Source organism: Flavihumibacter sp. UBA7668 (assembly GCF_002483205.1).
In the GTDB taxonomy this organism is placed as follows: Bacteria; Bacteroidota; Bacteroidia; order Chitinophagales; family Chitinophagaceae; genus Flavihumibacter.
In genome coordinates, this window is record NZ_DLHM01000005.1 from 423,511 (window position 1) to 449,748 (window position 26,238).

A 26,238-nucleotide genomic window follows, 5' to 3' on the forward strand; every position below is an offset into this window, starting at 1 on the left:
ATGAAATACTTAAATTTTCTTGTTACCGGATTTTTATTTTTACTATTATCTTTCCCAGGTCTTTGTCAGGTAATTTCACCAGGTACAGTTTTTTTTGAGGAAGATCTTCGGATAAATCAACTTAAAGGGAAATTTTCAGATGCACCCTCATTTATCATCAGACCCAACCTGTTTCCTGTAAAAGAAGTGGGGAAATTCTATAATTGGAAACAAAACGACAGCATTTCTCCCCAAAAGATCAAGATAAATATACTGCCTTTAATTCTCCGGCAACAACTGAATACCCACCATCCATATAATTGGAATGATGGATCAATAATTCCTGCTAAAGGATACCAGCAGCAAATTTCAGCAGGTTTTTTTTTAAAAGCCGGACCATTCACCATTCAATTGCAGCCGGAATTGGTAATTGCCAGAAATAATTCTTTTGCCAAATTTCCTTCCTCTCACCCAGATAGTATCTGGCGTGCCTATTATACATTTTTGAATCATTCCGATATTCCGGAACAAATGGGAACGGGTACCTATGCTAAACTTTTTCCGGGCCAGTCAAGTGTTAGGTTGAATCTTGGTAAACTTTCCTTAGCTCTTTCAACTGAAAACCTCTGGTGGGGACCAGGCGTTCGAAATTCACTAATATTGAGCAATACAGCTCCTGGCTTTTTACATCTGAGTTTTAATACAAAAGAACCTATAAAAACTCCAATTGGTTCCTTTGAATGGCAATTAATTGGTGGAAAACTTAAAGAATCAGGTATTTTGCCTCCAGATACCAGCCGGCTTTTTGAAGGCCAGCCTTTATATGTTCCTAAACCAGGAGGCAATCGATACCTGAATGCAGTAGCAATGACATGGCACCCTAAATGGGTAAATGGCTTGTATTTAGGACTTTCTAGAAGTTTTGTACAATACGAACACTCTATAAACGGTAACTTTAATGATTATCTTCCTGTGTTTAGTTTTTTCTTCAAAGGGAATAGCAGAGATGAAAGCAATTTTGGCCGTGATCAGTTACTTGCTTTTTATGTAAGGTGGGTTTTTGAAAAAGAAGCTGCCGAAATTTATGCAGAATACGGACGTAATGATCATTCAGGTGATGCAGTTGATTTTCTGGTTGAACCTGAACATAGCAGGGCCTATATTGTTGGCCTCAAAAAACTATTTCAAAAATCAGGAACTAAACCGGATATTGAATTTTTTACAGAGTTTGCAAATCTGGAAAGCGGAAAGTCTGGTCAGCTTCGGGATATTCCTACCTGGTATCAGCACCACCAGATAAAACATGGTTATACTCATTTCGGTCAAGTTCTTGGTGCTGGAATTGGTCCGGGTAGCAACAGTCAGACTTTTGGAATTAATTGGATACAACCGGCAAAGCGCACCGGACTTTTTTTCGAACGGATAGCGAGACAGAACGATTTTTACTATGATGCGTTTACAGCTTATAAAACACATCGTAGTCATTGGGTTGATTTGTCACTAAATGGTAATAAAAGCTGGAAACAGAAGAATTGGATGCTGAATGCTCAATTATCTGTAATTTATTCATTGAATTATCAATGGCGTAATAAACTATTTCCCTCTACGCTTCTAAATGGGAAAACCAACGTTACAAATATATTCGCCGGTTTTACCATAGCTTATTTATTGAATTGATTGGATAAGTCCGCAAAACCGGTAATTCCAAAAAACAAAAAACCGATTCGAACTGGTCGAATCGGTTTTGTTTTTCAGGCTCGGTAAACTTTTTTATGGAAGGATAATTTTTCTTGTCTGATCAACACCATCAGCAGTTATAACCCGCAGGAAATAAACCCCTTTTCCACTGCGCAGGCCATTCAAATCTATCGCCTGCACCTGATTGGCTGAAATCTTTCCCATTGTTTTACGCATAACTATTCTTCCAGACAAATCAGTTATAGTAACTATTGCTTCTGAGTAATTTTCTGTTGATTTTACCATTACCTGATTCGACCTTACTATTGTAGGATAAACCTGCAACTCCTGCTGTTTTGAATCATTCAGGGTTACCGTTAAGGTTTTAGAGTAAGTAGCAGTGCGATCAATATCCACCATTTTAAGGCGGTAATAAATACGATCTGCCTTCACTGTTTTATCAACATAGCTGAATCGCGTGGTTAATTGTCCGGCTACCGGTTCAACCGTACCAATCGAACTGAAACTACGATTATCATAACTCCTTTCCACTTCAAAATAATCCGGTGTACTATTGGTAGTAATGGTCCAATTCAATACTGGCTGACTGTTTTTTACTGAAGCTTTAAAATCTACCAGATAAATTGGCAAGATTGAAATTACTGCCATATCAAATGAAACCCGGTTATCTCCCCCCTGTTCATAATATTCCAATACCATATCATAATCTCCATTCAAACTTAAGGGTGTTGAAATGGTTGAAGCATAGGATTGCGCAAACCATTGATTGATAATCCAGGTTGCACCGCCATCCAGACTCAACCGATAGCCATCATCTGCACCAACTGTAAATTGATAAGTGCCAGCCAGGAAATTTTTTCTCAGCCTGTAGCGAACACTAAAAGTCTCTGTATTTGTACCACAACCACTGGTCGAAAGCGTAACATTACTTCCGCCGAAATTCTGATCAAAATCTGGATTGGCAGGTGAACCATTTTGAATCATACCGGCATAGGTATCGAAATTGGTACCATCATATACATATCCATTCCAGATATTATTACTTCCATATACAGTAGTATTTTCTGTTCCTGAACAGATGGAACTCATATTGAAGGATACCCTGTTACTTCCTCCATTTTCATAATATTCCAGCACCAGGTCAACACTTCCATTTAATAAAAGATCTATGGTTGAAGTTGTGTAACCATGGTCATTCCAGTTATTGATTACCCAGGTGGAACCACCATCCACACTAAACCGGTATCCATCATCACCCCCTACAACAAACCGGTAGTTTCCATTCGTAAAAGTTCTTCTGAGTTTGAACCGAACACTGAAAGTGGTCCGGTCCACATTGCAACTGGCACCAGTAAAATTTCCATTATCCCCGCCAAAATCATAATCAAAATTTGGATTACCAGCCGCCCCCTGGTTAAAGAAACCTCGGTAAGAGGTGAAATTCAGGTTGTTGTAGGCATAACCAATCCAGACATTTCCCGTGCCGAAACTTGTCTGATCTCCTGTCGGAGAACAAGGTGGTTGGGCAATCAGACTGCTGGAAACCAGTAAAAGAATAAGTACGAATTGTAAACTTCTAATCATAAAAAATGCCTTTGGTACTCAATAAACGGGCGGTAATAAGTATTAGTATGTAGATATAACTAAGGGTATCCGGCTAAGTGATTTGTTGTAGAATCAGGGTAAACACTTATTAGGCAGTAAGTAGTTCTATTTCATCGCTAAACAGTAAATTTTGGCCGATGAATGGTATTTTTAGGAAATTGCCGGTTAATTCAAAATGTTGATATAAGTCAATATATTTTATCTAATAAACTAAACCATGCAGCAAGCTCTTTTGATTTTTGTAGCCATCCTGGCCGGTATGTTTTTACCTCTTCAGGCATCCCTGAATGCCAAAATGGGCGCTGTTGTTCAGAACCCCCTCCTGGGCAGCCTGATCTCCTTTCTGGTGGGCACAATCGGACTCTTGATCTATATTATTATCAGCCGGGTGCCACTCGCAAATCTTGCTCAGGCAAAAGCAGCCCCCACCTTTGTATGGGTAGCCGGCTTATTAGGCGCTTTTTATGTTACCGCAATAATTCTGCTGGTTCCCAGATTGGGGGTTGCATTGACATTCGGACTCGTTATCGGCGGACAAATGCTGGTCAGTATCCTCTTCGACCATTTCGGATTACTGGGCACCCCCGTACACCCCATTTCCTGGATGCGCAGTCTTGGTGCACTGCTCCTGATAGCCGGTGTGCTGATCATCCGGAAGTATTAATCCATGATTTGTACAAGTTTATCCGTCTTTCCTGCATGGGTGGAGCAAAATCCGGTGGGTACTTTTGCATATACTAAAACAAACAATTATGGAACCACTGATAAAAGGATTGCACCACGTAACCGCCATGGCGGATGATCCTCAAAAAAACCTCCACTTCTACGCCGGTATTCTAGGTCTCCGGCTGGTAAAAAAAACGATCAATTTTGATGCTCCGGATGTTTATCACCTGTATTATGGTGACGAAGACGGTAAACCTGGTACAATTCTGACTTTTTTCCCTTACAAAGGACTTCACCGCGGTCGGCAGGGGAAGGGACAGCTCACCACCACCGCTTTTTCTATACCGGCAAACAGCCTGGGTTACTGGACCGAACGACTTAAAAAATTTGGAATCACCCACTCCACTCCACAGGAACGCTTTGATGAAGGATTTATCTATTTCGAAGATCAGGATGGGCTGGGTATTGAACTGGTCGCCAATGATCGGGATAACAGACCTGGTTTTACCTATGGTCAAATACCGGTTGAACAGGCAGTTAAAGGATTTCACAGTGTAACATTAAGTGAAGATGGATATGAGAAAACTGCAGGCTTCCTTACTACCTACCTCAATCACCAGGCAATTGCGGAAAATGGCAACAGATTCCGCTATAGTGCCAGTGGAAAAGTGGGTGATATAATCGATGTGGTTTGTGAACCTGAGCGCCTCCGCGGTTTAGGTGGTAGTGGAACCGTTCACCATGTTGCTTTTGCAACAGAAAACGATGCCACTATCCAACAGGTGCAGGAAAACCTGGCAGGCAAAGGGATGAATGTAACCACTGTATTGGATCGTCAGTATTTCCACAGTATCTATTTCCGTGAACCCGGCGGTGTATTGTTTGAAGTAGCTACCAGTGATATCGGATTCACCTATGATGAACCTATTGATCAGCTTGGTCAGGATCTGAAATTGCCACCCTGGGAAGAAAAAAATCGGAGTCGCATCGAAAGTGGATTGGAAACAATTGAGTTGAACTGGAAAAATTTTGTTTAATCATGACTACCAAAGCACACAAAAAGCAGGTGGTATATGAAGGTGTACCACTTGCTTCCGCTAATAAAGCAATGATCCTGCTGCATGGAAGAGGCGCTTCAGCAGAATCGATCCTGAGTTTAAAGGAATATTTAAAATTGGATGGATTTGCACTGCTGGCGCCCGAAGCCACCAATCATACCTGGTACCCTTTTAGTTTTATGGCTCCTTCAGAACAGAACGAACCCTGGTTAAGCAGTGCCATTGAATTGATCGAAACCCTGGTGGCTGAATGCACAGCTGCCGGAATTGCAGAATCTTCCATCCATTTATTAGGATTTTCTCAGGGTGCCTGCCTCACGTTGGAATTCGCAGCCCGTACTGCAACGCGTTATGGATCAGTAACTGCATTTACCGGCGGATTAATTGGAGAAAAAATAAATCGCTCAAATTATTCCGGAAATTTTAATGGAACACCGGTTTTTATTGGATGCAGTGACCGTGATATGCATGTGCCCGTTGAAAGAGTGTATGCATCAACGAATGTCTTGACTGAAATGGGCGCAAAGGTGATTGAAAAAATCTACCCTGGTATGGGCCATACCATTAATGAAGATGAAATTAATATTGTAAACAAGCTCCTGAATGAAACAACTTAAATTTCCCGCAAGCGAACGTGGCACCAAAGATATAGGATGGTTAAAATCCAAATTCTGTTTCAGCTTTAGTGATTACGCCGATCCAACCAAATCTGCCTTTGGTACTTTGGTTGCATTCAATGATGATCGGATGGCAGTTGGAAAAGGATTTGGAACCCATCCGCATGCCAATATGGAAATCATTTCAATTTTATTGAAAGGTAAAATGAACCATAAAGACAGTATGGGTTATAGCACAGAAATTAGCGAAGGTGGTGTACAAATCATGAGTGCAGGCACCGGTCTTTTTCATGAAGAATATAATATAGGGGATGAAGAAGTAAGTTTTCTTCAAATCTGGATCCAGCCTAAACTCCAGGATATCCGTCCAAGATACCAGATGCGTCATTTTCCATTGAAAGACCGGAAGAATAAACTACAAACCATCATCTCTTCGGAAGAAGGACAGACCCATTGCTGGATCAATCAGAATGCTGCTTTATCATTGGGTTATTTCGATACTGGCAAATCATTATCGTATCAGTTGAATCCGGTTAACAAATGCCTCTACCTGTTTGTAATTGAAGGCTCCGTTCAGATCGGCGAAACTATTTTAAATGAACGCGATGCAATAGGAGTGTGGGACACCAATAAGATTGATATCAACTGTCTTACCAATGCACAGTTTCTTTTAATAGAAACACCCGTTAATCAGAAATAAGGATTTACTAATTTAGGGTATGAAAGAAAACATTCCGGTTATCGAAATGGCTGATTCGAAGGAACATAGTCTGCAGTTCGAACTGCAGACTATGGAATATATCGATGAACATCGGCATAACCGGATTGATCATCCACATAAACATGATTATTTTGTAATCATCTGGATGAAATCAGGAGAAGGGAAACATATGGTTGACTTTCAGGAATTTGTTGTGGAGCAACAATCGATCTTTTTTCTTACACCCGGTCAGGTGCATCAACTCCAAACAGCAACACATCCTGATGGTTATGTACTTTCTTTTCACAATGATTTTTTCTGTACCACAGAAAGTCAGCGCGAATTACTTTTGCAAACCGGTTTATTTTATAATTGTAGTCAGTTTAAACCGTATCCAGTTTTACCTGAACAGGCAGCCATGCTGGAAAAGCTCCTGGGCCTGATGCAGGCAGAACTGAACAAGGTTGACTATATGCACTATGAAAGCTTACGTGGTCTCCTGCAATTATTCCTGATCCAATGCTCCCGTTTCTGGGGCCATTCTGAAGAAGCCAGTTCCATCAGTTCCCGGCCAGCCTGGCTTACCCGCCGGTTTTTGAACCTGCTGGAAACCAATTACCGCAAGCATACAAAAGTGAACGATTATGCTGCTATGTTGGTAGTTACTCCCAACCATTTGAATGAAACAATCAAAAAAACGACCGGATTCCCCGCCAGTGATCATATTAAAAAAAGAGTGATTCTGGAAGCAAAACGCATGGCAGTATTGGAAAACAGCAGTGCAAAAGAAATTGCTCACTCATTGGGCTTTGATGATGAAGCTCATTTCAGTAAATATTTTAAAAATAATACCGGACTTACATTTTCAAAGTACCGGATTTCCTATTATCTTGGCGGCAGAACCTAAACCGCCTTTATGAAAAAAATGGCACTCGTATTAGTGCACCTTATCCTTACAGCCACCCTTTTTGCCCAAAATCAATCGGCCGATGGTGAAGGAATGAGCCAGGCCACTGCCCTCAAAAAAATAGACAAAGACGCCGATTATGGAACCTCTTCCGCTAGTCGCCAAATAAGTTTCACTACCGGCAAAGGATTGGATGGATTACCAGTAGTTGTTGCCAATGAGAAGGGAACCATTGAAATGGTTTCCATTGCCAAACATACTTATATGGGTCATATGGTGGCCTATAATAATTTTGTACAATTAAGGGAGTATGATTTTGAAGTCTTCTATAAGAATAAATTCAGGAGTCAGAAATATCCGCCCAAAAAAGTTTCCTTAACAGACGATGCTATCTTTTTTGATGACAACTACGGACTTTTATATGGTATGGAAGCCCAGGACGAAGGTACCCGCTGCCGGTTTCTTTATAATTACCAGTATATAGATGCAAAATACCTGACTCGCCTTTTCTTTCATAGTTCCAATCCAATCAGAGAACAACATATTGAGTTTGAAGTGCCTTCCTGGCTGGAATTGGAACTCATTGAAAAAAACTTCGAGCCTTCCTATAAAATAAAAAAATCAAAACGGAAAGAAGGCGATAAAACAATTTATACCTATACCGCTCAAAATCTGGCTCCGGTAAAACAGGAACCAGCCTCCCTGGCAAGACCCTATTATCTTCCACATCTTATCGTTTCCATCAAAACCTTTAAATCAGATAATAAATCGCATGCAGTTTTCAATACGATGGATAATATGTATGCCTGGTATAACCTGCTGTATAAAAAGGCTAAAAATGATATCACAGGCCTAAAAACTGTCGTGGACAAGGAATTGCAGGGTAAACAAACAGATGAGGATAAAATCAAAGCACTTTATTATTGGGTGCAGGATAATATTAAATACATCGCTTTTGAAGAAGGTTATTCTGGGTTTATTCCGCATACCGTTCAGGATGTTTACCAGAATAAATACGGCGATTGCAAAGGAATGGCCAACCTGTTGACTGAACTATTGAAAATTGCCGGATACGATGCCCATTTTGCATGGATCGGCACCAGGGAAATTCCCTATGACCGGCGCGAAGTGCTTTCGCTCTGCGTAGATAATCATGCCATTTCCGTACTCTATCATAAGGGAAAAACCTATTTTCTGGATGGTACTGAAAAGTACGCTCCATTGGGTGTGAATGCCTATCGGATCCAGGGTAAATCAGTTTTGGTAGAACATGGAGATACCTATAAAATTGAAACCGTGCCTGCTGCCCGTCCGGAAGATAATACCATGGCAACATCCGCCAGATTGAAGTTGACGGGAACTAAGATCGCAGGACATGTACGTTTGAGTTTTACTGGTGAAGCGCGCAATTTCTTCCACTACATTTATAATTCCATTCCATCCAATAAAAGGAAAGAGTTTATTGCCAGCCTCATTGAATTGAATAACAGTAGCACAGAAGTGTCCAATGTTAAAACTTCTGATTTTACGAACCGCGATATACCATTGGTGCTGGAAGGAGATGTGGAAATCTCCAACAGAGTAACCCTGGTTGATAAATCCTGCTATACCAGTATCGATTTTTTTCCGGCAAGCTTCGCGAGCTTTATGCCCGATGAAAAAAGGAAAACACCCATCGATCTCGACCATGTACTATATGCAACAGATGATATTCAACTCGAACTTCCTGCTAATGCATCTGTAAAATCATTGCCTGCTGTATTTGAAACTTCCTTTGGACAGAATGCCATGAAGGCTCAGTATAAAATGGACAAAAACCAATTGCAACTGACAAAAATAATGCAATTGCAATCGCCGGTTATTCAGCCTGTTCAGTTTGCCGACTGGAAAGCTTTTCTTCAGAAAATAAAAGAGTTTAATCGGACTACCATCAGTATCCAATTATAAATCCAGGAAACTTAAAGTATGCGTTTATCAGTATATATTTTCGCAAGCCTGTTGGCAGGTTCAATTACACTAACAGGACTAGCCCAGCAGCGGATAGGTTCAAAAGAATTGGACTTGCTGAAAAAAAATACAAAATCAGATCCCCTGCTTACGGATGCGGATCCAAATTTTAAAGCCAATACATCAGACCAATGGTCGGATGAAAGCGGTGTTATTCTGGCCCAGAAAACAAGTTTTGATTTTGATAAAAAAGGGCTTAGTGTGGGTAAGCGAATTGGACGGAATTTTTTTGGTGCCCTGCTTGCCGTACCAACACTGGGTTCTTCCATCTATATGGCCAACGCCCGTAATGATACCAGGATGCTGGTAGAAGAAACAGAAAGAAGAAAAATTCTGCTGCGCGATAAGTTTGCTGTGGAACAATATTCGGTGCTGTATTTCCGGCTTTCTATGGAATCAGATGCCTTTGAAGCCAGAGTTATCAAAAATGATGGAACAGTAAAACCAATTGATTTATCAGAAGCTATTGAATTGGGCGACCCAACTTCTACTCCCGGTATTTTCAGAGGATATACTGATGAACGTTTCAGCGCCAGGTATCGTCCCGATTATTTTAAAATTGCTGTTCCTGATCTGCAGGAAGGCGATGTGATTGAATATGCTTTCCGGCACCTCAATACTCGTTCCTTCAGTCATAATCCCAATTATAAAGAATTTGATCCCGTTTATTATTTGTGTAACCGGGAATGGCCTGTGGCACATCAGGCCCTGGAAATTATAACCCAGGATGAAAATTATTACCTGGGATATAAAAACCTGAAAGGGGCAGCAGATTTTACGGTTACACAGGGGGCGGGACGTAAAATTTACAAGTGGGTGGATCAGGCACGTGATAAAAGAAAAGATACCCGCTTTGTGAATGAATACATTGAAATGCCTTCGCTTAAATTCCAGGTTATTTATGCCAGGAACGCTGGAAAAAATTTCATCTGGTTGCCCAATGATGCTTCCTCCAAAACAGATATTAGTCAGGATGATTTCGCCAATAAAGCCAGGCAGCTTTGGTTTGCCCCGGAAAAAATTCAGGAATCAGGCGAATATAGCAGAGGCTTGCCAACCACTGTCAAAGCAACAGTAGATGAAATGTACCGACTGCTGAGAAAAAGAGGTGCTTATGATGGACCAGAGAAAGAATTTGTGAACAAAGCCTATTATACCATTCGCTCTGTTACCATGTACAATAACTGGAATGATTATGGTTTTGCTAAGGTTTTGTCGGCACTGCTTGCCAAAAGAGGAATTGAACACCAGGTGATAGCAACAACCATCAACAACCGAACCAATATTGATAAACTATCTTTTAATCAGGAACTGGCCTGGGTTATCAAATACAGGGATAGTTATTTTGTTAATCCGGATGAACACCTGAATCCTGATGACATGCCGGTTTATCTTGCTGGAAACAGAGCTGTTCAATTCAGCAATAAAGAATCAGATAAGAAGGTGGAAAATATTGACCTGCCTATTGCAGATACTGTTACGAACAGTTACAGAGCATTGCTTGCCGTAGCGTTGAATGAAAGTAAAACCGGATTTATGGTGAAAAAAGAAGCGGAAGCAGCCGGACTTGTCAAACTTCGCACCATTGATGAATTACTGGCATTGACTCCTTATATGGAACAGGATTTTCGAAACTATGGTGGAGATGGTCCCTGGGACGGACTAAGTGCTATTGATCAGGATAAAATGACCGAACGTTTTCAGGAAGCAAAAAATAAATGGAAAACGGAAAAACCAAAACTGATGAAGGAACTGGCAGAAGACCTCTACGGCCATTCCATTGAAAATTATAAGTCCTTCAAAATTGTAAATGATGGTCGCAATCTGAAGAAACCGGGATTGCGTTATGTGGAAGAATTTGAACTGGCAGAAACAACTGCAAAGGCAGGAGAGGACCTGATTCTATCCTTACCGGCACTGATGGGGCAGCAAAATAAAATAGAGAAAAAAGAGCGGAGCCGTACCTTGCCCGTGGATATCGGTTTTCCTGCCAGATACCAGTGGAAAATAGTATTCGCCATTCCAGATGGGTTTGCGGTGAAGGGATTGGAAAACCTGGAGAAATCGATCGAAAATGAAGCTGGGAGTTTTATTTCAGCTGCAAAAATTGAAAACAACCAGGTTCATCTGACCATTACACGTAAGTATCAGCAACGTCACCTGAAAGCAGCCCAGTGGAACCAGTTATTGGAATTGCTGGACGCATCACAGGTTTTGGCTGAGTCACGAATCGTTTTGGCTAAACCCTGATACGGACGAAATTTTACGATGGTAATTTTACGACGTTCACCCAGAAGTTTTCTATCTGCACCACCACTTTGAAAAATTCCTCCACTTCCACTGGTTTGGTAATATAACAATTGGCGTGATTGGTATAGGAAACATTAATGTCTTTATAAGAAGACGATGTGGTTAACATGATAACAGGTATATGTTTGAATTCATTGGTGTTTTTAATGAATTGTAATACCTCGTGTCCGTTTTTTTTAGGGAGGTTAACATCCAGCAAAATCAGGTCTGGTGCATGTTCCGCTGTGAATTGTTCCTTTTTCTGAAGAAAATCAATGGCTTCTTTACCATCGCGGGCAATACTGATTTTGTTTACCAGTTTACCTTCTTCAAGTGCTTCCATCGTTAACAATATATCCCCTTCGTTGTCTTCAACGAGCAATACATGAATTGATTTCATTGGATTCAGGCTGTTTTGCGAATAGTAAATGTAAGTATAGTTCCCGTACTTCCATTGTCATCAATCCATATTTTTCCACCGTGTTGTTCTACAATCCGCTTACAGGTTGCAAGTCCCATTCCTGAACCGGTATATTCATGTTTTGTTTGAAGCCGTTTGAATAGATGAAAAACTTCTTCCCTATGTTCTGTGGGTATACCAATCCCATTATCACTGACCGAGAATTGCCAAAAGCCGGTATCTTCAGATGCAGTGATTTCTATTACAGGATCAATTCCAGGATGCTGATATTTCAATGCATTGCTGATCAGATTCTGAAATACTAATTTCAAGGGCGTTTTTCCTGCGTGTACTACCGGTAATTTTCCTACATGCAGAACTGCATGCTGTTCATCAAGCTGTGCTTTATTTAAAACAGCAATCTGATTCAGTAGCTCTGTGCAGTTAACCCATTCCCGTTTGCCGACCTGCATGCCACCTGCATGTGCATATTCAAGTAATTCCTTTATCAAAGCAGTCATTCGTTCGGCTCCATCCATCGCATAATGGATGTACTGGTTTGCTTTTGCATCCAATACATCGCCATAATTTTTTTGGAGCAGCCGCATAAAGGAACTGATCATCCGTAATGGTTCTTTCATGTCATGTGAAGCAACAGAAGCAAAGCGGGTTAATTCCTCATTGCTTTCTTTAAGCGGACTGATATCAACATGTGTTCCGAACATTTGCAGCGGTTCTCCATTTTCAGTAGAACGCACCACTTTTCCCCTGTCCAGAATCCAAACCCAATGACCGTCTTTGTGTTTCATCCGATAGGTGGCTTCATAAAACAGGCTTTGATCCCGCAAACAATTACTCACCCTGGTATTGGCTTCCGCAAGATCATCCGGATGGGCAAATCTTGCCAGTGTTTTATCATTGATTGGCTGAATTTCCTCCAGTCTGTAACCTATTAAACTGGCCCAGGTTTCATTATAGATCAATTCGCCGGTTTGAATATTCCATTCCCAGGTGGCTGCATTGGTTCCTTCCAGAACAAAATTGAGGCGCTCTTTCTCCTTCAGCAAATCTTCCTGAACCTGACTTTTTTCCCGAATTGTTTCTCTTAATAATTCCATGGTTTCCTGATCCTGCTGTTGAATCTGCAACAATTTGAACCTTCTTCTGAATTGGATGAAATTAAACCCCGCAAGGAAAAGTACAGAACAACAAAGCATCCCAACTCCCAGTTGATTAACCCCGGAATATTCCTGTTCAATTTTCTCCAGATTGCGCAGCCTTCGGTCATTTTCCAATTGTTTGGAAGCCCTGTTCTGAATTTCAAGCAGGGCAGCACTTGGGATTTGCCTGGCTGAATCAGATGTGGGCATTAAAACAGACAGGTGCGCAAGATTTAAATGGCGCAGCTCCAGATTTTCATTGGAAAGCCGACTGATTTCTCTTGTAATTTTCTGGTGCCGGTTTTGATTTCTTAAGAAAAGGGTTAGTCCGGCAAGCATTATAACAATGGAGCTAATCAGAACAGGGAGCGTAACCGGGTATCGTTTCATTAATTATGGAGACTGCACAAAATAACGGTGCTAATTCATTTTTGAGTATTAAAAGTTCTATTTAAAGCAGTTTTCCAACAATTACGAAGGCTTTCATAGGTGTTTTCAACTAGTCCAGAACATTTAAACCAAAGCACTGTTATAGTTTTTTGCCACTATTTATACTCTTTTGTATAAATAGGTCTTACCTTTGTGGCCAATTTTAGCAACTGAATAGTATTTGTAGTATGAACGACGGATTAAGTACGATAGAACAACAGATAACCAGCGATTATAAATACGGGTTCACCAGCAATTTGGAAGCCGATCAGGCACCTAAAGGGCTGAATGAAGACATTATCCGTTTTATATCCGGCCGTAAAAACGAACCGGAATGGATGCTGGAATGGCGCCTGAAAGCCTACCGCTACTGGCTGAAGATGGAAGTGCCGGATTGGGCAAATATCAAGTATCCAGCCATTGATTTTCAAGATATTATCTATTATTCTGCCCCCAAACAAAGCAAAAAACTGAATAGTCTGGATGAAATCGATCCCGAACTGCGCCGGACCTTTGAAAAACTTGGCATTTCCCTGGATGAGCAGAAACGCCTTAGTGGAGTGGCAGTGGATGCTGTAATTGACTCAGTATCAGTGGCCACCACCTTCCGCGAGCAACTGGGCGAATTGGGAATTATTTTCTGTTCCATCAGTGAAGCCATCCAGGAGCACCCCGAACTGATTAAAAAATACCTGGGATCAGTGGTGCCCATGACGGATAATTTTTATTCTGCCCTGAATGCTGCTGTATTTACCGACGGGTCTTTCTGTTATATCCCCAAAGGAGTACGTTGTCCAATGGAACTTTCCACCTATTTCCGGATCAATGCCGAAAATACCGGTCAGTTTGAGCGTACCCTGATTGTTGCAGAGGATAGCAGTTATGTATCCTATCTCGAAGGTTGTACAGCCCCTATGCGGGATGAAAATCAGCTCCATGCTGCTGTTGTAGAGCTGATCGCGATGGATCATGCCGAAATCAAATACTCCACCGTCCAGAACTGGTATCCCGGTGATAAGGAAGGTAAGGGAGGAATTTACAATTTTGTAACCAAGCGGGGTATCTGTGCAGGAGTACATTCTAAAATTTCCTGGACCCAGGTGGAAACCGGATCAGCAGTAACCTGGAAATATCCAAGCTGTATTCTTAAAGGGGATTATTCAACCGGAGAGTTTTACAGTGTAGCCGTTACCAATCACCACCAACAGGCTGATACCGGTACAAAAATGATCCATCTTGGAAAAAATACCCGCAGCCGGATCGTTTCCAAAGGAATATCTGCAGGTGTTAGCCATAACAGTTATCGTGGATTGGTAAGTGTTGCCAAAAACGCCTCCAATGCAAGAAATTTTTCACAGTGTGATTCGCTGTTATTGGGCGATCGTTGTGGGGCGCATACCTTCCCTTATATAGAAGTAAAAAACAATACAGCCCAGGTTGAACATGAGGCCACTACTTCAAAAATAGGAGAGGACCAGATTTTTTATTGTAACCAGCGCGGTATCGATACCGAAACAGCGGTTGCATTAATCGTAAATGGTTTTGCCAAAGAGGTGATGAATCAGCTACCCATGGAGTTTGCCGTGGAAGCGCAGAAATTACTGGCCATCACCCTCGAAGGAAGTGTTGGTTAATCATTAAAACAATTTTGAAATAACACGTTATGTTACAAATAAAGGATTTACAAGCAGGTATTGAAGGAAAAGAAATTCTCAAAGGCATCAACCTCACCATACAACCCGGTGAAGTACATGCCATCATGGGACCCAATGGTTCCGGAAAAAGCACCCTGGCAGCCGTACTGGCTGGTCGTTCGGATTATGAAGTAACCGGCGGATCGGTGGAATTTCTGGGCAAAGATCTCCTGGATCTTTCTCCGGAAGCCAGAGCCGGCGAAGGACTGTTTCTTGCCTTCCAATATCCGGTTGAAATACCTGGATTAAGTACCATCAATTTCATGAAAACTGCAGTTAATGAAGTACGCAAATACCGTGGAGAACCTACCCTCGATGCTGCTGAATTCCTGAAACTGATGAAGGAAAAAATGAACCTCGTAAACATCGATAAAAACCTCTTAACCCGCTCGCTGAATGAAGGGTTCTCCGGTGGTGAAAAAAAGCGGAATGAAGTATTCCAAATGGCCATGCTGGAACCTCGCCTTGCCATCCTGGATGAAACCGATTCCGGTTTGGATATCGATGCCATCCGCATTGCAGCAGCCGGTGTTAATGCCGTTCGAAGTAAAGAAAATGCAACACTTGTAATTACCCACTATCAGCGTCTGCTCGATTATATCATTCCTGATTTTGTACATGTGCTGTACAATGGAAGAATTGTGAAATCCGGTGGCAAAGAATTGGCACTGGAACTGGAAGAGACAGGCTATAGTTTTCTTAAAAATGAGATGAATATTGCATGAGTACGATCAATATAATTAAAGACAGGGCCCGGCAATTGGGAGCTGATCAGTTGGATGCCCTTCAACCGATCCGCACCGCTGCACTGGCATCGTTTGACAAGTTAGGTGTTCCGGCAGTTAAACACGAAGAGTGGAAATATACACGCGTAAGCCAGTTGTTCAATCAGGCGTACCAGATTGGAGCAGATACTGCTACTTCAGATCTGAACTGGCAGGCATTTCGTTTACCCGAATTTGAAACAGCGAATGAGCTGGTATTTATCAATGGAGTTTACAATGCTGCTGCCTCTACCGTTCGCTCTGCCGGATTGGTGGTGCTTCCCCTGCAGGATGCTGCACAAGGCGAATATGCTTCCATTGTATCAAAACACCTGGGCCATAGTGCTCAATACCTGAATGATGGTATCAATGCATTAAATACATCTTTCCTTGTTGGAAGTGTTTTTATTGGCGTGAATCGCTCTACTGAAATTGAACACCCCATTTATATCTATAATATAAATGACGGAAGGAAAGAAAATGTATTTGCGCAACCACGCACCCTGGTACATGTTGCTGAAAATGCCGGTGTGGTGTTGGTGGAAACCTATGGCAGTATCGGCTCGGCAGATCATTTTACCAACCAGGTTGTTGAAGTGGTGGTGGAACAGGATGCCAGAATTGAATACTATAAAATTCAAAATGACAGTGCCCGATCCAGTCAGGTAAGTACTACCCATTTCCGCCAGGTAGGTAAAAGTTATGTGCATGCCGTAACCATTTCATTGAATGGTGCAATGGTTCGGAATAACCTGAATATGGTTATGGAGGCAGAATATTGTGAATCCAATATGTATGGACTCTATTTTACTTCTGATTCCTGCCATATAGACAATCATACCATTGTTGATAATGTGAAACCGCATTGCCTCAGCAATGAATTTTACAAAGGCATTCTGGATGGTTCATCTACCGGTGTATTCAATGGAAAAATATTTGTTCGTCAGGATGCACAGAAAATAAATGCCTTCCAGTCAAATAAAAATATCCTGCTCTCTGATACTGCCAGTGTGTATACCAAACCGCAGTTGGAGATTTTTGCAGACGATGTGAAATGTTCACACGGTTGTACCATCGGTCGACTTGATGAAGAAGGCCTGTTTTACCTGCGTTCCCGCGGAATAACGGAAGCAATTGCCAGGTCGCTGCTCTTGCATTCTTTCGCCATTGATATCCTGGAACAGGTAAAGCCGGATGCCATTCGGGCATACATAGATCAACTTATTTCTGAACGTTTAGGATCTTAATATGGAAACGCTTACCCGATCTGAACTTTTAACAGATAGTACTGCCATCCGGCAACAATTTCCTATCCTCAACAGGATGGTAAAGGGAAAACCATTGGTATATCTGGATAATGCCGCTACTACGCAAAAACCCCTTGCAGTAATAGACGCGCTGACACACTATTATTCCCATTACAATGCCAATATTCACAGGGGCATTCACAGCCTGGCTGAAGAAGCAACCGCTGCTTTTGAAGCTACCCGTGATACAGTAAAAGAATTTATAGGCGCCGCTCATCGGGAAGAAATCATATTTACAAAAGGCGCTACTGAAGGTATCAACCTTGTTGCCTATACCTGGGCCAGAAAGAATATTAAAGCGGGTGATGAAATCCTGGTTTCCGGTATGGAACACCATAGCAATATCGTTCCCTGGCAAATCATTGCCGGCGAAAACGGAGCCAGAGTAGTTCCCATTCCCGTGCTGGATGACGGTACGATGGATATGAGCGCATTTCAGCGCTTACTCACGAAGAAGACAAAGCTGGTTGCAGTAGTCCACGCATCCAATTCGCTCGGCACTATCAACCCGGTAAATAGTATTGTTGCGCAGGCACATGCAGTTGGTGCAAAAGTTTTGGTGGATGGTGCGCAGTCAACCGTACACCTTTCCTTTGATGTGCAGGATATGGATTGTGATTTCTTTGTATTCTCCGGACATAAAGTATATGGTCCAACCGGATCAGGTGCACTCTACGGAAAAAAAGAACTGCTGGAAACCATGCCGGTATTTCATGGTGGTGGTGAAATGATCAAAGAGGTAAGCTTTGAAGGCACAACCTATAATGAACTGCCTTATAAATATGAAGCCGGAACTCCCAATATTGCCGACACAATTGCCCTGAAATTTGCCCTTGATTTCGTAAATGAAATCGGGAAAGAAACTATTCATCAGTATGAACAGGGATTGCTGAACTACGCAACCGATGCACTGGAACAAATTAAAGGCCTGAAAATTATTGGAAAAGCACCGGAAAAAACAAGTGTGATTTCCTTTATAGTGGATGGTGTTCATCCACAGGATCTTGGAATTTTGCTCGACAATAAAGGTATTGCCGTACGAACTGGTCATCATTGTACACAACCATTAATGGATCGTTTTGGTATTCCGGGCACTACTCGTGCATCCTTTGCCATGTATACTTCCTATGCTGAAATAGATGCACTCACTGAAGGACTGGAACGTTCTATTAAAACCTTGTTATAACTATGGCGGTACGACCAACTATAGAAGAACTGGAAGAGGAAATAGTAGAAAATTTTTCGTTGTTCGATTCCTGGGATGAGAAGTATGAATACATAATAGACCTGGGAAAAAAATTACCGGCACTGGAAGCAGAACACAAAAAAGATGAAAACAAAGTGAGGGGATGTCAGTCCACCGTTTGGCTGGTTGCCAGCTATTCAGACGGACTTGTACATTTTAAAGCGGATAGCGATGCCGTAATTGTAAAGGGACTGATTAGTATGTTGATCCAGGTACTCTCCGTACATACTCCTGATGAAATTATTCAGGCAAAACTGGGCTTTATTGATCGTATCGGGATGACGACCCACCTGGCGCAAACCCGTTCAAACGGATTGCTCTCGATGGTGAAACAAATGAAAAACTTCGCACTGGCATTTAAATTGCAAAACGAATCTGCAAAGCAGTAATAATATGGACACAGAAGCTTTGAAAGAACAGGTGATTGATTGTATTAAAACCATTTTTGATCCGGAATTACCGGTTAACATCTATGAGCTGGGATTGATCTATGAAGTAGATATTCTCCCACTGAATAATGTTCAGATTGTTATGACCCTGACGGCTCCCGGTTGCCCTGCGGCACAATCGCTGCCCATTGAAGTAGACCAGAAAGTACGTCAGATAGAAGGTGTGAATGATGTGCATGTAAGTGTTACCTGGAATCCACCCTGGAATAAATCAATGATGTCAGAAGCTGCCCAATTAGAATTAGGTATGTTTTAAACGATTTCCATGAAGATAACAGCACAGGAAGAAATCGGATTACGTATTATGTTACGCGTTGCCAATTGCGGAAACGATGCAGGACTCAGCATTCCCCAGCTTAGTGATGCAGAAGGTATCAGCATACCTTATGTAGCCAAACTTACCCGCCTCTTGAGGCAGAAGGGGTTCCTGAACAGTACGCCGGGTAATAAAGGTGGTTATGTGCTGTCCCGTCCCGCAAATCAAATCATTGTAAACGATCTTCTGAAAGTACTTGGCGGTGCCCTTTTCGATACCAGTTTTTGTAACCTCCATAGTGGAGGCATGAAGCTTTGTACCAATTCTGTGGATTGCTCCGTGCGCTCCCTCTGGAAAATGATGCAACTGGTATTGGATGAATTATTACAGCAATTAACCCTGAGTGATTTATCAAACTCCGAACTGGAAGCAGAACGAATTATTTCACGGGTATTTGCTCCAAAACCGGTGGTTTAAATTTTACAATTAGTTCGCAACCTTTCCCCGGTTCCGTTTCAATGGATAATACTCCATTGAACAGGGTTGCCCTGGTTTTCATATTCATCAATCCAACCCCGCTGCTTTTCTTGGTTAGATCAAATCCAACTCCGTCATCTTTGATCCGGAGCTCCAGATTATTGTCTTTTTTCCCCAGATAAAAATGAATCTGGCTGGCCTTTGCATACTTGGTGATATTGTTGAATTGCTCCTGACATATCCGGTAAATAGACAGCTTAAAGGGTTCTTCGATAGAATGTTCATCAAACTCGGTAAGGGAATGATAAATCGTAGTGCCTATTCCACTGGCAACATTTTCAAACAATTGCAATAAGTTATCTTTAAGATGACCATCATTCAGTGTTGGCGGTATCAGCGAATGCGACAGTGTCCTGATTTCATCTATGGCATTTTGAATCAGCTCATCCGATTTTTCCATAAAAACCTGCTGATCGTCACTGGTTGTTTTACTTAGTCCAAGATAAAGACGCGCACTGGCAAGAATCTGGTTGATATTATCATGTAATTCCCGGCCTATTTCCTGACGCTCCGATTCCTGTGCGGAAATCACGGCATTCGTCATTTCTTTCTGCGCCTTTACCCGTTCTTCTTCCAGCTGGTTTTCCAATTTCAATCGTTCCGTAACATTGTTTCCCAGCGCCATGATACAGGGGATTCCCTTATAATCAATCCGGTGTGAAACAAATTCAATATAAATTTTCTCCCCGGTTTTACTGATAATCCGGGTAATATGTGTTTCCCTGAATTGTTTGTCTGCCCTCGCCTTTGCTGCCAGCTCTTCAATTGTTTCAGATCGTTCAGCCAATCCTCCTTTTAAGATCGATTTACCCTCCAGATCTTCCCGCTTATACCCGGAATGTTTTTCAGTAGACTCATTAATTTCCATGATAGTGTAATCATGCAGATTCCAGATAATAATAGCCGCCGGATTATTTTCAAAAAGATAACGATACTCTTCTTCCGATTCTTTCAGAATTCTCTCTGCTTCCTTCCGTTGCGAAATGTCCTGCGTTGCCCCAATAAAACGAATGGCCTTCCCCAATTCATTGCGGATGATATATCCCCGGTCCTGTATATAAGCATAGTTGCCATCATCCTTAAGAAAACGGTATTCCAGTTCAAACTGCTGCAAGGCCGGATTCTCTTTATAACTATTTATTTTTTGAACCACTTCCTCACGCTCATTCGGATGTATCTGTTCCACCCATTTCAGTTCGGTACCATAGCGTTCATGATCATAATCGGTTTTGAATAATTTTTTCCATCCCTCTGCATTCCGGTAAACCTCTCCGGTAATCAGGTTAAGATCCCAAACCATATCATTGGTTGCTTTACTTACCAGATCATACCGTTCATTGCTCTCCTGCAAGGCCTGCAGGTTATTCATACGTTCAATGGAATAAAGAATGGTTTTTGAAAGCAGCTTTTCATCAAAATCTCCTTTGATCAGATAATCCTGTGCTCCCAGCGTAATGGCATCCAGCGCAGTATTCATATCGGATACCCCAGATAGAATTACCACAGGTGTGTAACCTGCATTTTCACGGATGGAGGTGAAGGATTTAATTCCGAAACTGTCTGGAAGTGATAAGTCCAGCAGCACAATATCCACCGCATGTTCCTTTAAAACTTCCTGTGCCTGTCTGATGGATTCCGTCGTAAACAGTTCCCTGATTTTTATTCCGGAACTCAGTAATAATTCTTCCAGTAAAAACTGGTCTCCCGGATTATCTTCCACCATCAGAATATTCAGCTCATTGTTGTGTATCATTCTGTCTGGTTTAGCTATTTGGTAGTTGGGCAGTTTTCATCCAGAAAGATTCCATTGTTTTAACCACTTTTATAAAGCTGGAATAATCAACCGGTTTGGTTATAAAACAATTGGCATGATTTGAGTACGAATCAAAAATATCTTTATCAGAAGAGGATGTTGTCAGTATAATTACTGGCAAAGAGCAAAGTGTTTCATCCTGCTTGATTTTTTGCAACACTTCTTTCCCGTCAATTTTGGGAAGATTAATATCCAATAACACAAGGTCCGGACTTTCCACCTCTGTATACTTCCCGGTCTTAAACAGAAAATTTAAGGCTTCCTTGCCATCTTTTACAATAGAAATTTTCCGAATATTTTCAACTTCGTGTAATGCTTCACGGGTTAACAAAATATCCCCTTCATTGTCTTCTACAAGTAATATATGCATGTTTTTCATGATACCTGGTATTGTTTCACTGGGTTGGACGTATATGAATGTAAAGATTTATTTTTTTATGGTAAAGTAGAACGTAGAACCTTGATTTTCTATGGAATATACCCAGATTTTACCCCCATGTTGTTCAACAATTTTTTTACATATCGCAAGCCCTATTCCTGTTCCTGAATACTCTGACATATTATGAAGACGCTGAAATATGATGAATATCTTCTCAAAATAATCCGACTCAATGCCTATGCCGTTGTCTTTTACTGAAAACAGCCATTGATCTGCTTCTTCCTTACAACTGATTTGTATGCTTACTGGCGCTTCTGAGCGGTACTTTAATGCATTTCCAATCAGATTCTGCAACAATTGCACCATCCCGGAATAATTCCCCTTTTGAAGTACCGGTAACTTTTCAAATTTAATTTTTGCCTCATTATCAGCAATTGCTTCCTGTAAGTTGAGGCAGACTTCCTTTACCACCTGCATCATATCAACCACATCCAAATTTCCAAGCGCATGTTCAATGCGGGAATACTCCAGCAGGTCATTAATTAGTTTTTTCATCCGCTCTGCACCCCCAACCGCAAAATTGATGTACTGCCTTCCTGCATCATCTATTTTTTCCCTGTATCTCTTATCCAGTAACTGAAGAAAACTGCTAACCATACGAAGCGGTTCCTGCAAATCATGGGAAGCCACAAAAGCAAAACGCTCCAGTTCCGCATTGGAACGGGCTAACTGTTCAGCTCTTTCTGATAATTCACTGTTAGCCTGCTCAAGTGCCTGTTCATATAATTTTCGTTGCGTAATATCCTGAACCGTCCCACTGTAACGCACTACATTTCCCAACTGGTCTTTAAATAAACTCCCTTTTTCATGTACAAACCGGATAGAGCCATCCGGCAACAGGATGCGGTGTTGAAAATCGAGCTCTTCTTCCCCATTCAATACCCTGGCCCTTCTGGTTAAAAACTCCTCCCGATCATCCGGATGAACCGTCCCCATAAATTGTTCAAAACCCGGCTGAAAATTGGAAGGATGCCGTCCCCATATGGAAAACACTTCCATCGTCCAGAATAACTCCTTGGTCTCCAGATTTAATTCCCAATAACCCAGTTTGGCCAGTTTTTGTGCGGTTTCCAGTTTCTGGTTCAGTTGCCAAAGCTCCGACTGGTAGCTCCGGTTCATGGTGATATCGCGTGCATGGCAGGCAACTCCAACAACCTGATCACCTTCATAGATTGGATTAAAACTCGTTTCCCACCAGATTTCCTGTCCGGGTTTCGTATAAATATCCATCGACTGCATATGGAATGCTTCGCCCGTTAATGCCCGATCATACAACACTTTCCAATACTGAATATGCTCTTCCGGATAAGCAGCTTCCAATAACATGTTTTCTCCTTTTCGGATGGATACACCTGAGGTTAACGCGGTCGTATCAATGAAACTACGGTTCGCAGCAAGCAATCGATAGGAACTATCAATACTCCAGATCATATCGCTGGTGGAATTGATCAACGCTTCCCGGTTTCTTTCCTCCTCTATTTTTAGTTTCTCCAACCGAACTCGTTCTGAAATATCATGTGACAGGACAAGCGCTGCAGGTTTGCCATTATATTCTATCTGGTGCGATGTTATATCCACATCAATCAGCTCTCCGTTTTTTTTAAGATGCCTCCATCTCCTTTTATGAACCAGATTAGCCCCCTCTTTTACCCGATCCAGATGATGCATCAGTCCCCGATCTTCTTCCGGCCGGATCGAAAATGCCGTCATATCCAGAAATTCCTCCCTGCTGTATCCATAATGGCTGATCGCTTTTTCATTTACTTCCAGAAACTGTTTGGATTCCAGATCGATGATCCACATCGGCAGTGGATTATTATGGAACAAATTCCGGTACCGATGTTCTGATTCCTCAATTCGAGCCTCAATTTTTATTTTTTCAGTTGCATCCCTTCCAACACAATAGAGCAATTGCGCTGCTTCATTCCAGTTGGCAGACCAGCGGATTATTGCCAAATTGCCATTTTTACAGCGTACCCGATTGTCAAAATGATTCACCGGCTGGCCACTGATCGCCCTTGCCAGCATGGTTACACTGGATAACTGATCCGCATCTTCAATAAAACTTAAATAAGGTTTGCCCAGCATTTCCTCAAGGGAATATCCAAGAATTCGCGTCGCCGCCCGGCTCACCCGGGTAAACATACCATCCTGATTCATGGTACAGATGATGTCCAGCGAGGCATCCATGATGCGCTCATATTCCTGTATAATTCCTGTTTCGGTTTGCTGCATGGTTTAAAGGTTGTCAGAAGATCGCAGAAAAAAAGCGAAATACCAAAAGGGCACAAAAATCTCTTAAAAAGAGAAGGTTTCGCGCCCCCCGGTTTCCATTAACCTTAGATAAAAAATCCGATACTAAACGGTCTTCATAGCGTGGATACAGTTTTACATGGATCTGGACGGTTGGTTTTTCGGGACATTGGATACAGATTAATAACGGACCAACTACAGCACAAAGATGCAACCTGGCAGATTCCCCCACAATAGACAAACTTGTCAATTCATGTAGAAAAAATGCGACAATGATTCTGTATTTTCCTTAATTTGTATAAGTGAAACATTTTCTACTCATTGACGATCATGAAGTTGTACGTACCGGCATCGGCCATGTACTGGCTGAATTATTCCGCCCCTGTACCATCCATGAAGCAAAAGATGAAGCCACCGCACTCGAAAAACTGAAGGAGCGGAGCTTTGATCTCATCATTATGGATGTGTATATGCCAGGTACCGACACCTTCGGCATTATGGAATTTATTAAAGTCCGCCTGCCTGATGCAAGAGTGCTAATTTTTTCTATGAGCGCCGAAAATATTTATGCCCCCCGCCTGATCCGTGCAGGTGCCAAGGGCTTCCTTTCCAAAAACACCGGCATTCAGGAACTGAAAAAAGCAGTCGAAACACTGCTGAATAACAAAATGTATATCAGTTCAGAGCTGGCCTTACAGCTGGCAACCGGCCTGCAGCAGGAAGAACCCTCCAATCCATTTGATAAATTGAGCGGGAAGGAATTTGAAATCGCTTCCCTGATGATGGAAGGTAAAACCCTCACGGAAATCTCCATGATCCTGGGTACCAGCACCTCCACCGTTGGAACCCATAAAGCCCGGCTCTTTAAAAAACTCAATTGCAATAACCTGTTGGAACTCGTTGAATTGGGTAAAGCCTATCAGGCTTCCAAACGCTCCTGATTTGCGGAAACAAGGGTTTCCATTCCGGCCATTTCCCGTTGAAAAGCCACGGCCGACTGAACCAGCGGAATCGCCAATGCCGCTCCGGTTCCTTCTCCCAGGCGCAATCCAATATTCAATAATGGCTGCGCATCCAGGTAATGCAGAATCGCATGATGCCCCAATTCCCCGGAACAATGTCCGAATATGCAATTGTCAAGTACTGCCGGTTGTATTGCATGTGCCACCAATAAGGCTGCTGACGCAATAAAACCATCCACCACTATCACCAAATTCGATTCCCTGGCTCCAAGATAGGCTCCTGCCATCATCGCGATTTCATAACCGCCGAAATACTGCAGACTTTTTAATGGTGAATTCAGCTGGCAAATTGCCTCGTGCTGATCCAGTACCTCCTGTAAAGTGCTGCGTTTCTGCGCCAATTGGGCAGAATTGGCGCCTGTACCTTTTCCTACAGTCCGGCTCAACGGCAAGCGCATAATGGTTGACATCAGCAGCGAGGCTGCTGAACTGTTTCCTATTCCCATCTCCCCAAAAGCAATGGTATTGGTGCCCCGTTTCGCAATTTCTTTGACAATAAATGCACCCGCACCTATTGCTCTCTCCATCTCTGCAAAACTCATGGCTGCCTCAAATTGGTAGTTGTTGGTGCCCCGGGCAATTTTCGCATCAATAAAAGATGGATTTCCGTGATACCTGCTTAAGTCAGCATCTACCCCGGCATCTACAATGGTTAAACCCAATTGATGCTGCCGGCAAAACACATTGATAGCAGCGCCTCCTGCCATAAAATTATGCACCATCGCGGCTGTTACATAAGCAGGATATGGATTTACCAAACCAGTTTTTGCTATTCCATGATCTCCGGCAAATACCACCACATGCGGCTGCCTTATTTCAGGTTCAGGAGTTTGCTGAACCATCGCCACTTTAAGGGCGATGGTTTCCAGCAAACCCAGTGAACTCACTGGTTTGGTCTTATTGTCAATTTTTTCCTGCACTTGTTTTCGAAGGTCCATCAGAT

The 26,238-nt window shown here is 42.1% G+C and carries 23 protein-coding genes; 16 read left to right on the forward strand and 7 right to left on the reverse strand.

What is annotated here, in order from left to right:
* Complete coding sequence (locus B2746_RS13920) at positions 1–1,656, forward strand: capsule assembly Wzi family protein (RefSeq protein ID WP_290795066.1); 1,656 nt, start codon at positions 1–3, stop codon at positions 1,654–1,656.
* Positions 1,657–1,749: 93 nt separating this feature from the next.
* Here B2746_RS13920 and B2746_RS13925 read toward each other — a convergent pair whose 3' ends face one another.
* A complete protein-coding gene (locus B2746_RS13925; RefSeq protein WP_290795068.1) occupies positions 1,750–3,261 on the reverse strand; it encodes a T9SS type A sorting domain-containing protein in 1,512 nt (503 codons plus the stop codon).
* Between the two features lie 238 nt (positions 3,262–3,499).
* Between B2746_RS13925 and B2746_RS13930 the strand changes: the two genes are divergently transcribed.
* The 7 genes from B2746_RS13930 (at position 3,500) to B2746_RS13960 (ending at position 11,487) form a co-directional block, all read left to right on the forward strand.
* The gene (locus B2746_RS13930) at positions 3,500–3,946 is read left to right on the forward strand and encodes a DMT family transporter (RefSeq protein ID WP_290795070.1); all 447 of its coding nucleotides are present in this window, start codon (positions 3,500–3,502) and stop codon (positions 3,944–3,946) included.
* Between the two features lie 88 nt (positions 3,947–4,034).
* Positions 4,035–4,985 carry a ring-cleaving dioxygenase gene (locus B2746_RS13935; protein ID WP_290795072.1) on the forward strand — a complete coding sequence of 317 codons (951 nt, stop codon included), beginning with the start codon at positions 4,035–4,037 and terminating at the stop codon, positions 4,983–4,985.
* 2 nt (positions 4,986–4,987) lie between these two features.
* Positions 4,988–5,623 (forward strand): alpha/beta hydrolase, encoded by a 636-nt coding sequence (locus tag B2746_RS13940; protein WP_290795074.1) that lies wholly within the window; start codon positions 4,988–4,990, stop codon positions 5,621–5,623.
* Positions 5,610–6,323: a pirin family protein gene (locus tag B2746_RS13945; RefSeq protein WP_290795076.1), complete on the forward strand. Its 714-nt coding sequence runs from the start codon at positions 5,610–5,612 to the stop codon at positions 6,321–6,323. The genes B2746_RS13940 and B2746_RS13945 overlap by 14 nt, the downstream gene beginning before the upstream one ends.
* A 19-nt stretch (positions 6,324–6,342) precedes the next feature.
* The gene (locus B2746_RS13950) at positions 6,343–7,230 is read left to right on the forward strand and encodes an AraC family transcriptional regulator (RefSeq protein WP_290795079.1); all 888 of its coding nucleotides are present in this window, start codon (positions 6,343–6,345) and stop codon (positions 7,228–7,230) included.
* A 9-nt stretch (positions 7,231–7,239) separates the two neighbouring features.
* Positions 7,240–9,177 carry a transglutaminase-like domain-containing protein gene (locus B2746_RS13955; RefSeq protein ID WP_290795081.1) on the forward strand — a complete coding sequence of 646 codons (1,938 nt, stop codon included), beginning with the start codon at positions 7,240–7,242 and terminating at the stop codon, positions 9,175–9,177.
* A gap of 18 nt (positions 9,178–9,195) precedes the next feature.
* On the forward strand, positions 9,196–11,487 hold the full coding sequence (locus B2746_RS13960; RefSeq protein ID WP_290795083.1) for a DUF3857 domain-containing protein: 2,292 nt from the start codon (positions 9,196–9,198) through the stop codon (positions 11,485–11,487).
* A gap of 13 nt (positions 11,488–11,500) precedes the next feature.
* Here B2746_RS13960 and B2746_RS13965 read toward each other — a convergent pair whose 3' ends face one another.
* Positions 11,501–11,926, reverse strand: coding sequence for a response regulator (locus B2746_RS13965; RefSeq protein ID WP_290795085.1), 426 nt, complete (start codon positions 11,924–11,926; stop codon positions 11,501–11,503).
* 5 nt (positions 11,927–11,931) lie between these two features.
* The gene (locus B2746_RS13970; RefSeq protein ID WP_290795086.1) at positions 11,932–13,476 is read right to left on the reverse strand and encodes a sensor histidine kinase; all 1,545 of its coding nucleotides are present in this window, start codon (positions 13,474–13,476) and stop codon (positions 11,932–11,934) included.
* A gap of 227 nt (positions 13,477–13,703) precedes the next feature.
* Here B2746_RS13970 and sufB point away from each other — a divergent pair, with 227 nt between their 5' ends.
* From sufB to B2746_RS14005, 7 genes are read left to right on the forward strand one after another with little or no spacing between them, the layout of a single operon-like run.
* Positions 13,704–15,149, forward strand: a complete 1,446-nt coding sequence (gene sufB, locus B2746_RS13975; protein WP_290795088.1) for a Fe-S cluster assembly protein SufB — start codon at positions 13,704–13,706, stop codon at positions 15,147–15,149.
* Positions 15,150–15,178: 29 nt separating this feature from the next.
* The gene (gene sufC, locus B2746_RS13980; RefSeq protein ID WP_290795090.1) at positions 15,179–15,934 is read left to right on the forward strand and encodes a Fe-S cluster assembly ATPase SufC; all 756 of its coding nucleotides are present in this window, start codon (positions 15,179–15,181) and stop codon (positions 15,932–15,934) included.
* A complete protein-coding gene (gene sufD, locus B2746_RS13985) occupies positions 15,931–17,220 on the forward strand; it encodes a Fe-S cluster assembly protein SufD (protein WP_290795092.1) in 1,290 nt (429 codons plus the stop codon). The genes sufC and sufD overlap by 4 nt, the downstream gene beginning before the upstream one ends.
* A 1-nt stretch (position 17,221) precedes the next feature.
* Positions 17,222–18,466, forward strand: coding sequence for a cysteine desulfurase (locus tag B2746_RS13990; RefSeq protein ID WP_290795094.1), 1,245 nt, complete (start codon positions 17,222–17,224; stop codon positions 18,464–18,466).
* A gap of 2 nt (positions 18,467–18,468) precedes the next feature.
* Entirely contained in the window at positions 18,469–18,915 is a 447-nt protein-coding gene (locus B2746_RS13995; protein ID WP_290795096.1) for a SufE family protein, read from the forward strand.
* A gap of 4 nt (positions 18,916–18,919) precedes the next feature.
* The gene (locus tag B2746_RS14000) at positions 18,920–19,231 is read left to right on the forward strand and encodes an SUF system Fe-S cluster assembly protein (protein WP_290795098.1); all 312 of its coding nucleotides are present in this window, start codon (positions 18,920–18,922) and stop codon (positions 19,229–19,231) included.
* A 9-nt stretch (positions 19,232–19,240) separates the two neighbouring features.
* On the forward strand, positions 19,241–19,708 hold the full coding sequence (locus B2746_RS14005; protein WP_290795100.1) for an RrF2 family transcriptional regulator: 468 nt from the start codon (positions 19,241–19,243) through the stop codon (positions 19,706–19,708).
* On the opposite strand, the gene B2746_RS14010 is transcribed toward B2746_RS14005, so the two are convergent.
* From B2746_RS14010 to B2746_RS14020, 3 genes are read right to left on the reverse strand one after another with little or no spacing between them, the layout of a single operon-like run.
* On the reverse strand, positions 19,671–21,521 hold the full coding sequence (locus tag B2746_RS14010) for a PAS domain S-box protein (protein WP_290795102.1): 1,851 nt from the start codon (positions 21,519–21,521) through the stop codon (positions 19,671–19,673). The two genes, B2746_RS14005 and B2746_RS14010, sit on opposite strands and share 38 nt — an antisense overlap.
* Positions 21,522–21,531: 10 nt before the next feature.
* Positions 21,532–21,960 (reverse strand): response regulator, encoded by a 429-nt coding sequence (locus B2746_RS14015; protein WP_290795104.1) that lies wholly within the window; start codon positions 21,958–21,960, stop codon positions 21,532–21,534.
* A 48-nt stretch (positions 21,961–22,008) separates the two neighbouring features.
* Positions 22,009–24,255: a PAS domain-containing sensor histidine kinase gene (locus B2746_RS14020; protein ID WP_290795106.1), complete on the reverse strand. Its 2,247-nt coding sequence runs from the start codon at positions 24,253–24,255 to the stop codon at positions 22,009–22,011.
* Between the two features lie 320 nt (positions 24,256–24,575).
* Here B2746_RS14020 and B2746_RS14025 point away from each other — a divergent pair, with 320 nt between their 5' ends.
* The gene (locus B2746_RS14025; RefSeq protein WP_290795107.1) at positions 24,576–25,214 is read left to right on the forward strand and encodes a response regulator; all 639 of its coding nucleotides are present in this window, start codon (positions 24,576–24,578) and stop codon (positions 25,212–25,214) included.
* Here the strand turns inward: B2746_RS14025 and cobT are convergent.
* Entirely contained in the window at positions 25,193–26,233 is a 1,041-nt protein-coding gene (gene cobT / locus B2746_RS14030; RefSeq protein WP_290795109.1) for a nicotinate-nucleotide--dimethylbenzimidazole phosphoribosyltransferase, read from the reverse strand. The two genes, B2746_RS14025 and cobT, sit on opposite strands and share 22 nt — an antisense overlap.
* Positions 26,234–26,238: the final 5 nt, after the last annotated feature.